The sequence below is a fragment of the Streptomyces venezuelae genome (assembly GCF_008642335.1).
Taxonomy (GTDB): Bacteria; Actinomycetota; Actinomycetes; order Streptomycetales; family Streptomycetaceae; genus Streptomyces; species Streptomyces venezuelae_F.
Genome location: NZ_CP029191.1, coordinates 4,141,080 through 4,155,522 on the forward strand (window position 1 = coordinate 4,141,080; position 14,443 = coordinate 4,155,522).

Consider the following 14,443-nt stretch of genomic DNA (forward strand, 5'->3'; position numbering starts at 1 on the left):
GACGATTCCCCTCCACGGTAGCGCACGCCGTACGCACATTGCGTACAGCTGATCCGTGTGCGTACAGTGTGCGCAACGACGGAACGCTGTACGCATCGCTCATCGTGACACCACCGTGGAGGACGCCATGTCTGAGAACCATTTCGAACTCGCCCGCTGGCAGGCCAGGTTCGACGAGCTGCGCGCCGCCCATCACGTGCCGGGCGCCGCGCTCGCCGTCCTCGTCGACGGCGAGATCCACGAACTGGCGAGCGGCGTGCTGCACCGCGGGACCGGCGTGGAGGTGACGACGGACTCGGTGTTCCAGTCCGGTTCGATCGCCAAGGTCTACACGGCGACGCTGATCATGCGCCTGGCCGACGAGGGCGAACTGGACCTGGACGCACCGGTGAAGGAGATCCTGCCGGAGTTCGAAACGGCCGACCCCGAAGCGACGCACTCCATCACCACGCGCCAACTCCTCTCCCACACCAGCGGCTTGACGTGCGACTTCACCTACGACGCGGGGCGCGGCGACGACTGCCTCGCGCGATACGTCGAGGCCGCCAAGGGCGTGGCGATGGACTGCCGCCCCGGCACCGCCGTCTCCTACAGCAGCCTCGGCTACAACGTCCTCGGGCGGATCATCGAGGTGCTGACGGGCACGACCTGGGACCAAGCCCTCAAGGACCGCCTGTTCGCCCCGCTGGGACTCGAACGCTCCATGACGCTGCCCGAGGAGGCGCTGTCGTACCGCGTCGCGATGAGCCACCTCGGGGAACCGGGCCGGTACCCGGACCCGGCCCCTGCCTGGGACCTCATGCCGCGCTCGGCGGGCCCGTACGGCCGGGTCCTGGTCTCCGCCGGTGACGTCGCCCGCCTGGCCCGCCTGCACCTCGACGGCGGCACGGCCCCCGACGGCACGCGGCTGCTGACGGCCGGAGCCGTCGCGGACATGCAGCGCCGCGTCGCCGACGTGCCCGACAAGTGGACGGTCAGCGCGGACGGCTGGGGCCTCGGCTGGACCCTCTACGACTGGGACGGCATCGCGGGCTACGGCCACGACGGCGCCTCCATCGGCCAGTACGGCTATCTGCGCGTCGTGCCGCGGGCGGGCGTAGCCGTGGCGCTCCTCACCAACGGCGGCGGCGCGCGGGAGCTCTACGCCGCCCTCTTCCGCGAGCTGCTCGGCGAGCTGGCGGGCGTGCGGATGCCGGCTGCGTTCGAACCGCCCGCGCAGGCGCCGGAGGTGGACTTCTCCCGGTACGTCGGTACGTACGCGCGGGCGGGCGTCGTCATCACCGTCTCCGAGCGCGACGGCGCGCCCCACCTGGTCTACGAGTTCGTGGACGGCATGAAGGACTTCTCGCCGCCGCTGGACGTGGACCTGTACGCCGTGACGGAGTCCGCCTTCGCGGGCACGGGCGCGGGGCCGTCGTTCAGCGAGGGCTACATGCCCGTGGTGTTCTCGACGCTGAGCGACGGCACGGAGTGCTGCTGCATCGGGATGCGGGTGGCGCCGAAGGTGGCGTGACGGCTGGTGGCGTGCTTGTCAGGCCGCGGGCTTGCTCATGAGCTCCACGGCGCGCGAGAAGCTGTCCGCGCCGTGGCCCGCCGCCACCACCCTCCGGAAGATGTCGTGCACGGCCTCCGGGAACGCCGTGTCCACGCCCGCGTCGGAGGCAGTGTGGACGACGTGCTCCATGCTGGCCAGACCCATCGCGGTGCGGTCGACGTCGCCCGCGTGGTTGCCCGCGTCGATGCGGGACGCGTAGAAGTCGACGAAGTGGCCCATGCCGGCGAAGTTCTCGGTGACGTACGGCGCGATCTCCTGGGCGGTCAGGCCGTGCGCGCCCGCGATGGCGGCGGTCTGCCAGAACGCGATCATCGCGGGCCAGAAGATCGCCATGTTCAGCTGATACATGAGCGCGGCGAGCCCCGGGTCCTCGCCCCGGTAGTCGGTCGTCCCGGTGATGACTTCGAGGGCGGCGCGATGGGTGTCGTACGCCTCGCGCGGCCCGCTGTAGAACGTCGAGGTGTCCGGGGTGCCGATGAGGGGCGGCGGGCAGAGGACGCCACCGGTCAGATGCGTCCCGCCGAGCCCGGCGACCCAACGGGCCCCGGCCCGTGCCTTCTCCGGGGTGTCCGAGCTGAGGTTCACGAGGGTGCGGCCCGCGAGGGCGGACTTGGCGGGCTCCAGGATCGCGTACATCGCGTCGAAGTCGGTGAGGCTGAGGATGACGAGCTCGTTGGCGAGCAGGGCGTCCTCGACGCGGTCGGCGAGTATCGCCCCCCGCTCCACGAGGGCGTCGGCGCGGGACGGGGTGCGGTTCCAGAGGGTGACGTCGTAGCCGCGGTCGAGGTAGGCGGCGGCCATGGCCTGGCCCATGGGGCCGAGGCCGATGACGGTGACGGACTGCTGCGGTGCGGTGGGCATGGGTGTCTCCGGGCTCTCTAGAACGATCGCTCTATTCAGCGCGTGGGAGGAACGTAGCATGCCTCTAGAACGAACGCTCTACTTAATGACGGGTAGGGTGGGGGCATGGCCCAGAACAGCTCAGCCCCCCGTGCCCTCGGCGCCCTCGGTACCCGCGACCGGATCGTGGCCGTCTCCGCACGCCTCATCCAGCGGCAGGGGTACGTGGGAACGGGCATCAAGCAGATCGCCAAGGAGGCGGAGGCCACGCTGGGCTCCGTCTACCACTTCTTCCCGGGCGGGAAGGAGGCGGTCGCGGTGGCCGCGATCGCCTACTCCGCCGAGGAGTTCGCGGTCATGCTGCGGGAGGGCTTGGCGGGCGAGGACGCCCCGGGCCCGGCGATCGAGCGTTGCGCCGGCGAATTGGCGGTGGCCCTCCGGGAGTCGGGGTGGGTCGACGGCTGCCCCGTCACGGCGGCGGCCCTGGAGACGCTCGGCACGGACTCGGAGATCCAGCGGGTGTGCGCGGAGGCGCTGCGCGGCTGGGAGCGGATCGTCGAGGACCGGCTGCTCGGTGCGGGTTTCGCGGCGGAGGACGCGCGCGAGGTGGCGTCGACGGTCATCAGCGCGCTGGAGGGCGCGGAGGTGACGGCGCAGGTCGCGCGGAGCGAGGAGCCGTTGCGGGTGGTGGGGCGGCAGTTGGGGCGGTTGGTGGGGTCGTACGGGGCCTGAGGCGGCGGCTGAGGGTGGTGGTTGACCCCGGATAGGGTCGTTTCATGCGTATACGTCGGGGTGTTCCGTTGGCTGCCTTTACCGTCCCGGCGGGGCTGCTGCTGTTGTCCGGCTGTGCGGGCGGGGGTGCGGCGTCGGAGCCGTCACCGTCCGCGTCCGACATGACGTCGGGCGAGGCCCGGCCTTGGGAGCCGGACGACGCGTTGCAGCGGACCGAGCGGGCGCTCCGTGCCGCGGCTGAGGACGACGGCAGGGAGGCGGAGTTCGTCGACGCGGACACGGCGTACGTCGGTTCAGGGCTGGACAAGTCCTTCCCTGCTACGGGTAAGGGCGACCCGTACCGCTTCGAGATCACGTGTGACACGGACGGTGCCCAGGAGCTCACCCTCACCCTGTCCCGTGGCGAGGAGGAGCAGGCCTACGGCGTGGAGTGCGGGGACCGGGAGGCGGACCAGTACAACATCCCGCCGGGCAGGGGGTTCAAGGCCCGGGTCGACCCGGTGAAGGCCGGCACGGGGGTCATCGCGTGGCGTCTGACCACGATCGATCCGGGCGACGTGGCCGGATGCGAGGACGACATCGACGCGTGCGAGGGCTGAGGGCACGCAAAGCCGTCCTCCCGCGGTCGGGCGGCCCCGTGGCTTTCGGGCTACGGGGCCGCCTCGCGCGTCTGGGCTTACTCGCCCTGCTCCTCGGGGTCTTGTCCATCGCTGAACAGGTCGTCCGCATCGGTTGCTGTGGTGGTGCGGTCGAGCCAGCGGTCGAGGGTGGGGACGTCGGTGCAGGTCATGATGCGTTCGCGGGCGGTGGGGGAGATGGGGACGTCGCGCAGCTCCAGGAAGCGCAGGATTGCTTTGGCTTCGCCCTTGACCTCACCCTTGGCTTCGCCTTCGAGGAACAGTTCCTCGGCGAGGGTGCCCTGTCCGGGGAAGTAGATATCCGCAGCCATCTTCACCAAGTCCTTCCAGGTGGCTCGGGCCGGAGTGTCGCCCAGGCCTGCGGCCAGCATTTGCCAGTAGTAGTCGAACGTCTTGCCGTCGCCGGTTGATCCCAGGGCGGTGATCAGTGCCTCCAGTATGGCCTTGTGCTCCGGGCCACGCGCATGCGTAAACGCGGACAAGGTGGCGAAAGGAAGGTCCTGTGCGGCTTCTTCGGGGTCGATGATCATCGGTACGTTGTCAGGCCCGAGGACCAGTGGGTGCACGCTGAGGGCGGTCCATCCCTCCACCCCGATCCGGAAGGGGCCGAGCGCCCAGGTCGAGGTGGCCTTGTCCTGGCAGACGACCAGGAGCAGGGCGGGGATGTGGTACTTCGAGTAGAGGTACGTCAGGTAGTACCCCCAGCTCACCGCCTTCTCCCGGTCCTTGCGCTGCTGGGCTTCTACGACCAGCAGGAATGCGCGGCCGTTCGGGGCGCTGACCCGGAGCAGGGTGTCGACGCGGCGCTCGATGGGCCGGGTCTCGGTGACGTCCGGCGTGATCACCTCGACGGTCGGATTCTCGGGGAGTGCCACGCCCAGGAGCCGGAAGACCGGCGTCAGGAGCTCGGGGCGGTCCTGGAAGATCCTGTGCGAGGCCTCGTGTTGCGATGTGACCATGTGAGGAAGCTAGGCGGATCATGGGCCGAGTTTCCCCACTCGGGGAGGGCGATCACTCTTTCGAGTGCGGAGGAAACGTTCCCCTCCGCGCTACGGCTGTTGGCCGGGCGGCTTGCCGGTCCGGAGGGCACGGAGGAGTCCCGCGAAGGTCTCCGGGGCGGTGATCAGTTCGTGGCGTGGTCTTCGCTTTCGCAGAGGTGGATGTGGGGGCCGGCGGCGGTCAGTTCCACGCAGTCGTTACCCACACCACCGCCGGAGACGGACGACTTCTGCCAGGCGGCGGTGCTCATCGTTCGCTCGCCTTGATGGTGCGCAAAAGGCTGGCCAAAGATGCGGGGGTGGTGAGGAGCTTGGCGGTGGGGGTGTCGCTTTCGCGTATGTGGATCTGCGGGCCGGTGGCGGCTAGCTCCACGCAGTTGTTGCCGTCTCCGCTGCCGGAGAACGATGACTTCTGCCAGTTCTTCGGGGTGGCCATGGCTCGCCTCACAACTCCTTGGTCAGCTGGTGGATGAAGTGTCGCGACTGATCGGGTTCTAGTGACGACCCCTTCACCTTACGGAAAAGCGTTCGAAAGTGGTCCAGTTGAGCCTCGGAATCGATGAACGCGGTGCCGTGCGGGGCATCTCGCAATACGGTGCCGAGGCGAGTGATCGGCCCGCCGACATGCATCATGGCGCAGCTCGCGCCCGCGAAGTCGTCCAGGGCGAATGGAATGACGCGCACCGTGACGTGGCTCGCCTCGGACAGGCTCAGGATCTGCTCCAGCTGAGCCCGGAAGGCTTTGCGCCTACTGACCCTGATGCGTAGGGCTGACTCATGGATGATCGCCTCGTACTCGACGGGGTGCTCTCCTTCGAGAATGGTGCGACGCCTCATCCGATGCTGGACCAGAGTCTCCAGTTCATCGACGGGGAACTCGGGACGTGTGTATGAGAAGACCGCTTGCGCATAGTCGCTGGTCTGCAAAAGGCCCGGTACATGAAGCAGCTCTACGTCGTGCCGGTACGTTGCGTGGTGTTCCAACTCGGCGACGTCCAGGAACACCGGAGGGAGTACGCCCCGGTACTCCTCCCACCAGCCGCGGGTGCGGTCGGTCGCCATGGCCGTCAGGGCGCCAATGAGGATCTCGTCCGTGCATGCGTAGTGCGCTGCCAGGCGGCGCAGGCGTACTTCGCTCACGCCTGACAGTCCGGACTCGATGTGGGTCATCTGCGAGGCGTTCACCCCGAGAAGCGCGGCCGCGTCCCGTGCCGTCATGCCCGCAGCCTCGCGCAACTTGCGCAGCTCGGCGCCCAGGCGCAGTTGCCGGGCGGTGGGGTGGGACCGCAATGCCATCGCGTCTCCTCCGTGCAACTGACCTGCTGGAGTGCCTCGTTCGGGTGCCAGATTACGGCAATGGCTTGCGGCACCTAAATATTGAGGTCTACCGTCGGTGACGCGTCGCACACGCTGCGAGAACCGGGACCCCGGAAGCGCACCACCCCGTCATGCCATGACGAGGGTGCCACTGCCACCGCCCAGAGCCCGCCGCGCCCGGTAACTCCCCCCCTGACCACAGGAGTTCTCGCATGCCTGGAAGCGAAAGCGAACCCTGGGAGTACACCCTGTACATCCCCCACGACCTGCGCGCCGTCACGATCTGCCGTCGTTCCCTCCGTCTCATCCTCGCCCTGCACTGCCTGCCGCAACTCATCGATATGGCCGAGCTGTTGGCTACAGAGCTCGTGTCCAACGCCGTGCGGCACACGAAGGGCCCCGCCGCACTCCGCGTCCGATACGCCGGCGGGGTCCTGCGGATCGGGGCGTGGGACGCGGACCCGACGCCGCCCGCCCCGCCCCCACGCATCGCCGACGCGGGGGCCGAGCAGGGGCGCGGGCTCGACCTCGTGCGGGCTTGTGCCGACGGGTGGGGCTGGTATCCCGTCGCCACCGACTCCGGCAAGTACGTCTGGTGCGAACTCGGCGTCGCGTAGCTCGGACCTCGTAATGTGGATGGCGTACCTGAGTCGGGCGGAGGCCAGCGTGATGAAGAAGGACCAGCTCATCGAGATGTGGCACGAGCTTGAGGTGCCGGATGGTCTGCACGTCGAGCTGCTCGACGGTGAGCTCGTGATGCAGGCCAACCCCGGACACCTGCACGACTTGCCCGGGCGGAGCCTCGTGCGGCACACCCCCGACCCCTTCGAGGCCTGGTCGGAGCGAGGGGTTCTGGTGGCCGACGACTATCGGCCCCGTGCGGATGCCGTGATCATCCGCAGCGAGGACCGGCCGGGCGATGACGCGGAGTCCGACTGGCCCGCGCAGATCCTGCTCGCCGTGGTCGAGACCGTCTCCACGACGCGTACGGCGATCAAGCGGGACTGGGACGACAAACGGGAGCGGTATGCGGGCGTCGGCATTCCGGTGTATCTGATCGTCGATCCGAACGATGCCACGTGGCATCTGCTGGAGCTCGACGGCAGGCATTACGTCGAGACGGGCAAGGGGATCTTCGGCCAGCCCATCACCCTGCCGGACCCGATGGGGTTCACGGTGCAGACGTCCGGCTGGCATCCGTACGGGTAAGGGGATGCCGCCTCGGTGTGACGGCGGGGCGTACGCCCGTGGGGCCGGGAACCCGTGCGGTTCTCCGGCCCCTCGTCGTACGTGCGTGTCAGCGCTTACGCGTCCTTCTTCGGCTCCTCCAGGCGGGGGAACAGGACCGCGCCCTTCGTGACCGTCGCGCCCGCGGGCAGCGTGCCCCACGTCGCGGCCGCGCGGACGTCCTGGTCGGCGAGGGCGCCCAGGAGCGGCTCCGCGCCGAGGGAGTCCCAGAGCTTCTGGGAGGTGTCGGGCATGATCGGGTTGAGGAGGACCGCCACCGCGCGGAGGGACTCCGCCGCCGTGTAGAGGATCGTCGCCAGGCGGGCCCGGCCCGCCTCGGAGTCGTCCTTCGCGACCTTCCACGGCTCCTGCTCCGTGATGTAGCCGTTGACCTGCTTCACGAAGTCGAAGATCGCCAGGATGCCGCCCTGGAAGTCCAGCTCCTCGCCGATCGCGCGGTCGGCGGTCGCGACGGCCTTGGCGAGGCCGTCCTGGACCGCCTGCTCGGCGTCGCCGGACGCCGTCGCCGCGGGCAGCTCGCCGCCGAAGTACTTGCCGATCATGGCGGCGACGCGGGACGCGAGGTTGCCGTAGTCGTTCGCCAGCTCGCTCGTGTAGCGGGCCGAGAAGTCCTCCCACGAGAACGAGCCGTCGCTGCCGAACGCGATCGCGCGCAGGAAGTACCAGCGGTACGCGTCCACACCGAAGTGCGACGTGAGGTCCTGGGGCTTGATGCCGGTCAGGTTCGACTTCGACATCTTCTCGCCGCCGACCATCAGCCAGCCGTTCGCGGCGACCTTGCCGGGGACCGGGAGACCCTGGGCCAGGAGCATCGCGGGCCAGATCACCGCGTGGAAGCGGAGGATGTCCTTGCCGACGAGGTGCACGTTCGCGGGGAACGTCGAGGCGAACTTCTCCTCGTTCGCGCCGTAGCCCACGGCCGTCGCGTAGTTCAGGAGCGCGTCGATCCAGACGTAGATGACGTGCTTGTCGTCCCAGGGGACCTTCACGCCCCAGTCGAACGTCGACCGGGAGATGGAGAGGTCCTGGAGGCCCTGCCGGACGAAGTTCACCACCTCGTTGCGCGCGGACTCCGGCTGGATGAAGTCCGGGTTGGCCTCGTACAGGGCGAGGAGCTTGTCGGTGTACTCGCTCAGCTTGAAGAAGTAGTTCTCCTCCTTGAGGAGCTCCACCGGCTTCTTGTGGATCGGGCACAGCTTCGTGCCGTCCTCGGCCTCGATGAGGTCGCCGGGGAGCTTGTACTCCTCGCAGCCCACGCAGTACGGGCCCTCATAGCCGCCCTTGTAGATCTCGCCCTTGTCGTAGAGATCCTGGACGAACTCCTGCACGCGGTCGGTGTGACGCTTCTCCGTGGTGCGGATGAAATCGTCGTTCGCGATGTTCAGGTGCTCCCAGAGGGGCTTCCAGGCCTCGGTGACGAGCTTGTCGCACCACTCCTGGGGGGTGACGTCGTTCGCCTCGGCCGTGCGCATGATCTTCTGACCGTGCTCGTCCGTGCCGGTGAGGTACCACACCTTCTCGCCGCGCTGACGGTGCCAGCGCGTGAGCACGTCCCCTGCAACGGTCGTGTAGGCGTGGCCCAGGTGAGGAGCGTCGTTTACGTAGTAGATGGGGGTCGAGACGTAGAACGCCTTCGCGTTCTCGTTCGCTCCCTGCTTCTCGGATCCAGTGGCCGCCATGGTCGAAATCCTAACGGCCCCGTGAAGATCCACTCACCTCGATTCCAGGGGGTGGACCGGGGGCTTCCGGTGCGGCCGGTGGGTTCCGGTACGGCCGGTGGCTCTCGGTGCGCCCCCTGGAGTGGGGTACGCCGGGTTACGGGCGCCAGGACGCCAGCAGGCCCTCGTACAGCTCCTTGTCCGTGAGCTCGCGCGGGGTCGGGCCCGCGTGGAAGAACGCCGCGTTGTCCGCCTTGAGCTTGCGGAGGTAGTCGAAGCCCTTCGCGTCGTGGTCGCCGAACGCGACGAACTGGAAGAAGAGGGGGTGCGCGGCGGCGTCCGCCAGCGCCTGCGTCGCCACGCCCTTCACGTCCGGGGGGCCGTCCGTCTGGAAGACGACCAGGGCCGGCTCGCCCTTGTGGTCCGACTTCTCGTAGTGGGCGACGACCTCTTCGATCGCGCGGTGGTAGCTGGTGCGGCCCATGCGGCCCGCGGCGGCGTGCAGCTCGTCGATGCGGTTCTCGTGCTCGGAGAGTGTGAGGGTGCCGGTGCCGTCGATCTCCGTGGAGAAGAAGACGACGTGGACGGTGGCGTCCGGGTCCGTGTGGGCGGCGAGGGCGAGGACCTGTTCGCCGAGGCTCTGGGCGGAGCCGTCCTTGTAGTACGGGCGCATGGAGCCGGAGCGGTCGAGGACCAGGTAGACCTGGGCTCGGGTTCCTGTGAGGTCGTGCTTTTTCAGGGCGGTGCCTGCGGCTCGGTAGGCGGTGGCGAGGGCGGGGGCCTTTGATCGCACCTTTGCCGCGGAGACGGCGGGCTTTCCGTTCCCCGGGGTTCGGTTACCGTCGCCCTCCGGGGCGGGCTCAGCCTGCGGCTCGGACTCGTCCGTGGTCGTGACCTCAGCCTGCGGCTCGGGCTTGTCCGTGGTCGTGACCTCAGCCTGCGGCTCGGGCTTGGCCTCCTGAGCGCCCTCTTCGTCGGTGCCCTGCACCGGGGGCTGTGCCCACCCGTCCCGCCCAGCGGGACGATTGCCCACAGCAGTGGCGGCCTCGGTCTCGGTGCTGTCAGCCTGCGGCTCCGCCGGGGACTCGGCGGTGGCGGCTTCGGTCTCGGTGCTGTCAGCCTTCGGCTCCGCCGGGGACTCGGCGGTGGCGGCTTCGGGCTCGGTGCTGTCAGCCTTCGGCTCCGCCGGGGACTCGGCGGTGGCGGCCTCGGGCTCGGTGCTGTCAGCCTGCGGCTCCGCCGGGGGCTCGGCGGGGGCGGTCTCCGTCTCGGTGGCGTCAGCCTTCGGCTCTGCCTCGGGGGCGGCGGGAGCGGCTTCGGTCTCTGTGGCGTCAGCCTTCGGTTCCGCCTCGGCGGCGATCTCGGCCTCCGCCTTCGGCTCCGGCTTCGGTTCGCGGGAAGGGGGCGGGACCGTGACGTTGTCGAAGGCTGCGGCTACCAAGTCGTCCACCGTGGGGGTGGGCTCCTTGCTGGGGGAGGGGAGCTTGGCCTTCGGGGGCGGGGTCGGCTCCGGGGAGGGGGACGGGACCGTCACCGTGACCGGGGCGGCCGTATCCGGCTCCGGGGCGGGAGCGGACGTAGAGGTGGAGGTAGAAGCCGGGCCCTGGTCGGTACCCGTCGCACGCTCGGGCTCCCGTGCCTCCGGAACGCTCTCCTTGCGTGACCGTCCGAACGCGTTCCGCAGGCGGTTCAGAATGCCCATGTGCGCAACCCTTCGCGTGAGTTGATTCCGAAAATCCCTGGCCAGGGCGGACACGTAAGGTTAGCCGCCGTAGTACGCGATCTTGGGCAGGGTCGGCACTCGTCACCCGGGCGAGGTCACCCGCGCGACCACCCACGGGCGTCACGCTCACCGGCCGCGCCGCGAACCCACACCGCAACTCCCTCCCATGCGCCACGGATTCACCCTCCGTTCACCCGCAGGCCGCCGCCGTGCCGAACCCCGCGCCTAGCCTCACGGCGGAATCAAGCCACAACGACGGAGGACCCGTGCCCAAGCTGCTGCCGATCATCACCTCGCATCAGGGGAGCGGCGGCCGTTCCGCCCTGACCTGCCGGTTCCGTTGCGGTGACGCCTGCTTCGGCGAGGTGCCCAACACCAGCGACAACGCGTACGTCGGCGACGTCATCGCCGGTGCGCTCAGCCGCCGTTCGATGATGCGCGCCGCCGCCGTCGTGACCGTCGCCACCGCCGCGGGTGGCGCGGTCCTCGCCGGGCCGGGGGCGGGCGAGGCCGTTGCCGCCGTACCCGTCACGAACCAAGCCAAGGGCCGCAAGCACAAGGGGGCCCGCGGGCTCCGCTTCGACCCCGTCGCCCCCAACACCGCCGACACCGTCACCGTCCCCGACGGGTACGAGCAGAACGTCGTCATACGGTGGGGCGAGCCCATCCTCCGCGGCGCGCCCGCCTTCGACGCCGACAAGCAGAGCGCCAAGGCGCAGGCCGGGCAGTTCGGGTACAACAACGACTTCCTCAGCCTGCTGCCGCTCCGGCGCGAGCACGGCCGGCAGGTCCTCGTCGCCAACCACGAGTACACGGACGAGATTCTGATGTTCAAGGGGTACGACCCCGCGAACCCCACCCGCGAGCAGGTCGAGATCGCCTGGGCCGCGCACGGTCTGTCCGTGGTCGTCGTGGAGGGGGAGAGGAGGAGCGGCGCGCTGCGGGCCGTTTCCCGGCATCACCTCAATCGGCGGCTCACCGCCACCAGCCCGTTCCGGCTCTCCGGGCCCGTCGCCGGGAGCGAGCTCGTCCGGACCAAGGCCGACCCGCGCGGCACCACCGTCCTCGGCACCCTCAACAACTGCTCGGGCGGCACCACCCCGTGGGGCACGACCCTGCACGGCGAGGAGAACTTCAACCAGTACTTCGGCAACGCGGACAAGGTCACCGACCCGACCACCGTCGCCCGCCTCAAGCGGTACGGCGTGACCGGTGCCGCCTCCGAGCGCAAGTGGGAGCGGTTCGACCGCCGCTTCGACCTCGCGCAGGAGCCCAACGAGGCCAACCGCTTCGGCTGGGTCGTCGAACTCGACCCGTACGACCCGGACTCGACCCCGCGCAAGCGCACCGCGCTCGGCCGCTTCAAGCACGAGGCCGCGCAGCCGCGCCTCACGCACGACGGCCGCCCCGTGGTCTACATGGGTGACGACGAGAAGTTCGACTACTTCTACAAGTTCGTCAGCAGCAAGCGCATGGCCAAGGGCACGTCCCGCGCCGCGCACGAGCACAACCTGAGCCTGCTCGACGAGGGGACGCTCTACGTCGCCAAGCTGACCGGTGACTCGCCCGCCGACGAGATCGACGGGAAGGGGACGCTGCCGGAGGACGGCGAGTTCGACGGCAGCGGGACGTGGATTCCGCTCGCCACCGCCGGGCCCGGCGGCAAGGCCGTCAGCCACGTCGACGGCATGACCGCCGAGGAGGTGTACGTCTTCACGCGCCTCGCCGGCGACAAGGTGGGCGCCACGAAGATGGACCGGCCCGAGGACATCGAGCCGTCGCCCCACACCGGCAAGGTGTATGTCGCGCTCACCAACAACTCCGACCGGGGCAAGGCGGGCAAGGCCGGTGCCGACGAGGCCAACCCGCGCAACCTCAACAAGCACGGGCAGATCCTGGAGCTGACCGAGCGCCGCAACCGCGCGGACGCGACCTCCTTCGGCTGGTCGCTGTTCCTCGTCGCCGGTGACCCGAACGACCCGGCCACGTACTTCGCGGGCTTCCCCAAGGAGCGGGTCTCCCCGATCTCCTGCCCGGACAACGTCGCCTTCGACCCGCACGGCAACCTGTGGATCTCCACCGACGGCAACCAACTCGGCTCGCACGACGGCCTGTTCGGTGTGGCCACGCGCGGCGACCGGCGCGGTGAGCTCAAGCAGTTCCTGACGATGCCGACCGGCGCCGAGACGTGCGGGCCGCTCGTCCAGGACCGGCGCGTGCTCGTCTCCGTGCAGCACCCGGGCGAAATCGACGGCGCGTCCGTGGAGAAGCCGGCGAGCGCCTGGCCCGACGGCCCCGGCAAGATCGTCCGCCCATCGGTCGTCTCGGTGTGGCGTGAGGACGGCTGCGACATCGGCGTCTGACCCGTAGGGCTATGTGAATGGGGCACTCCGCTTGCGCGGGGTGCCCCATCCGTCGTGCTGCTCGTACTGCTGGTGCTGCCGTCAGATCACACTCAGCCGTTCTGCTTGCGGCGGTACAGCGCGAAGCCCAGGCCCGCCGCGCCCGCCGCCGCCATGCCGCCGCCCGCGGCGATCAGCGGGGCGTCGTCGGACGAGGACTCCGACTGGACGCCGTCGGCGCCGGCCTTGACGCCGCCCTTCGGGACGACCTGCTGCGAGTCGTTGCGGGGGTGGGGCTGCGGCTTGGTGCCGTTGTTGGTGCGATGCCCGGTGTTGTTGCCGTTGCCCTTGGTCTTGCCCTCGGTCCAGCCCTTCATCGTGCCGTCCGGGTTGAGGACGAAGTGGGCGCCGTTGTGCTGGCCGTACGCGGGCTTGTTCCCGGTCTGCTTCAGCGTGTCCCACACCGACTTCTTGCCGGTGTCGGGCAGCTTGGCGATCATGTCGGCCTCGTAGCCGTTCTTGACCTTGTAGACCTTCGCGTCGAAGCCGCTGCCGCCGAGGTTCTTGTACTCGCGCACGAAGACGCGCTTGTGGTCCGGCCGCGGCTTCGGCGGGGTCGGCTTGGCCTTCATCGTGACGGTGCCGCTCGGCGTGAGCGTGAAGATGTTGCCGTCGATCCTGGTCGTCGCGGACGTGGCGTACGCGGTGAGCGAGCCCTTCGGCTTGCCGTTCAGGGAGATCGCGGCCTTGGCGGTCCGGGCGGAGGCGTTGACGTCGACCTTCGCGGTCCAGCCCTTGCCGAGGTTCGTCGTGCCCTTGGACTCCCAGCCGCCGACGACCGGGTCCTTCTTGTCCTTGTCCTTGTTCTTGTCCGTGAGCTTGGCGGTGGCCGTGCCGTCGGGGGTGAGGGTGAAGGTGTTGCCGTCGATCGTCGTGGACGCGGACTTCTCGTAGGCGGTGAGGGAGCCCTTCGCCGCGCCGTTCAGGGAGATCGTCGCCTTGGCGGTCCGGGCGGAGGCGTTGACCTCGACGCTCGCGGTCCAGCCCTTGCCGAGGTCCGTGGTGCCCTTCGACTCCCAGCCGCCGGGGACGGGGGGCTGCTCCTTGTCCTTGCCGGTCTGGTCCTTGTCCGTCTGGTCCTTGTCCGTCTGGTTCTGGTCGTCCTTGGACTTGTCCTGGTTGTTCTCGTCCTGCTTCTGGTTCTCGTCCTTGCCGGTCTGGTCCTGGGTGCCCTGTTGGTCGTCCTGCGCTACCTGGCCCTGCGGCGTCGAGGGTGCGTCCGCGGCGAACGCGGCCGTGGTGGGGACGGCGAGAGCGGCGATGGCTCCGGTGGCGATGGCGGCGGTGCGGAAGGTACGGCGGGTGGCGCGCATGGCGGTGACTTCCCTCGTC

14 protein-coding genes are annotated in these 14,443 nt (G+C 69.4%); 6 read left to right on the plus strand and 8 right to left on the minus strand.

Annotation, left to right across the window (positions count from 1 at the left end):
• The first annotated feature begins 127 nt into the window (after window positions 1–127).
• Entirely contained in the window at window positions 128–1,513 is a 1,386-nt protein-coding gene (locus DEJ49_RS18665; protein ID WP_150185167.1) for a serine hydrolase domain-containing protein, read from the plus strand.
• A gap of 18 nt (window positions 1,514–1,531) precedes the next feature.
• On the opposite strand, the gene DEJ49_RS18670 is transcribed toward DEJ49_RS18665, so the two are convergent.
• Complete coding sequence (locus DEJ49_RS18670; protein ID WP_150185168.1) at window positions 1,532–2,416, minus strand: NAD(P)-dependent oxidoreductase; 885 nt, start codon at window positions 2,414–2,416, stop codon at window positions 1,532–1,534.
• Window positions 2,417–2,521: 105 nt separating this feature from the next.
• Here DEJ49_RS18670 and DEJ49_RS18675 point away from each other — a divergent pair, with 105 nt between their 5' ends.
• The gene (locus DEJ49_RS18675; protein ID WP_150185169.1) at window positions 2,522–3,127 is read left to right on the plus strand and encodes a TetR/AcrR family transcriptional regulator; all 606 of its coding nucleotides are present in this window, start codon (window positions 2,522–2,524) and stop codon (window positions 3,125–3,127) included.
• Between the two features lie 68 nt (window positions 3,128–3,195).
• Window positions 3,196–3,726, plus strand: a complete 531-nt coding sequence (locus DEJ49_RS18680) for a hypothetical protein (protein ID WP_150185170.1) — start codon at window positions 3,196–3,198, stop codon at window positions 3,724–3,726.
• 77 nt (window positions 3,727–3,803) lie between these two features.
• On the opposite strand, the gene DEJ49_RS18685 is transcribed toward DEJ49_RS18680, so the two are convergent.
• The 4 genes from DEJ49_RS18685 to DEJ49_RS18700 all read right to left on the minus strand — a co-directional run bounded on the left by DEJ49_RS18685 (window position 3,804) and on the right by DEJ49_RS18700 (window position 6,059).
• Window positions 3,804–4,724 carry a hypothetical protein gene (locus tag DEJ49_RS18685; RefSeq protein ID WP_150185171.1) on the minus strand — a complete coding sequence of 307 codons (921 nt, stop codon included), beginning with the start codon at window positions 4,722–4,724 and terminating at the stop codon, window positions 3,804–3,806.
• Window positions 4,725–4,888: 164 nt separating this feature from the next.
• Entirely contained in the window at window positions 4,889–5,014 is a 126-nt protein-coding gene (locus DEJ49_RS36430) for a DUF397 domain-containing protein (RefSeq protein WP_150185172.1), read from the minus strand.
• Complete coding sequence (locus tag DEJ49_RS18695) at window positions 5,011–5,199, minus strand: DUF397 domain-containing protein (RefSeq protein ID WP_150185173.1); 189 nt, start codon at window positions 5,197–5,199, stop codon at window positions 5,011–5,013. Before DEJ49_RS18695 ends, DEJ49_RS36430 begins: the two co-directional genes overlap by 4 nt.
• Before the next feature lie 8 nt (window positions 5,200–5,207).
• A complete protein-coding gene (locus tag DEJ49_RS18700; protein WP_150185174.1) occupies window positions 5,208–6,059 on the minus strand; it encodes a helix-turn-helix domain-containing protein in 852 nt (283 codons plus the stop codon).
• A gap of 233 nt (window positions 6,060–6,292) precedes the next feature.
• On the opposite strand from DEJ49_RS18700, the gene DEJ49_RS18705 reads away from it, so the two are divergent.
• Together DEJ49_RS18705 and DEJ49_RS18710 are read left to right on the plus strand one after the other, a co-directional pair.
• Window positions 6,293–6,697 (plus strand): ATP-binding protein, encoded by a 405-nt coding sequence (locus DEJ49_RS18705; RefSeq protein WP_150185175.1) that lies wholly within the window; start codon window positions 6,293–6,295, stop codon window positions 6,695–6,697.
• A 19-nt stretch (window positions 6,698–6,716) separates the two neighbouring features.
• Entirely contained in the window at window positions 6,717–7,289 is a 573-nt protein-coding gene (locus DEJ49_RS18710) for a Uma2 family endonuclease (protein WP_223832890.1), read from the plus strand.
• Between the two features lie 95 nt (window positions 7,290–7,384).
• On the opposite strand, the gene metG is transcribed toward DEJ49_RS18710, so the two are convergent.
• Both metG and DEJ49_RS18720 read right to left on the minus strand, forming a co-directional pair.
• Window positions 7,385–9,007, minus strand: coding sequence for a methionine--tRNA ligase (gene metG / locus DEJ49_RS18715; protein WP_150185176.1), 1,623 nt, complete (start codon window positions 9,005–9,007; stop codon window positions 7,385–7,387).
• Between the two features lie 136 nt (window positions 9,008–9,143).
• Window positions 9,144–10,436, minus strand: coding sequence for a VWA domain-containing protein (locus tag DEJ49_RS18720; RefSeq protein WP_317850452.1), 1,293 nt, complete (start codon window positions 10,434–10,436; stop codon window positions 9,144–9,146).
• Between the two features lie 539 nt (window positions 10,437–10,975).
• Between DEJ49_RS18720 and DEJ49_RS18725 the strand changes: the two genes are divergently transcribed.
• Window positions 10,976–13,072, plus strand: a complete 2,097-nt coding sequence (locus DEJ49_RS18725; protein WP_150185178.1) for a PhoX family protein — start codon at window positions 10,976–10,978, stop codon at window positions 13,070–13,072.
• Window positions 13,073–13,164: 92 nt separating this feature from the next.
• On the opposite strand, the gene DEJ49_RS18730 is transcribed toward DEJ49_RS18725, so the two are convergent.
• On the minus strand, window positions 13,165–14,424 hold the full coding sequence (locus tag DEJ49_RS18730; RefSeq protein ID WP_150185179.1) for a hypothetical protein: 1,260 nt from the start codon (window positions 14,422–14,424) through the stop codon (window positions 13,165–13,167).
• Window positions 14,425–14,443: the final 19 nt, after the last annotated feature.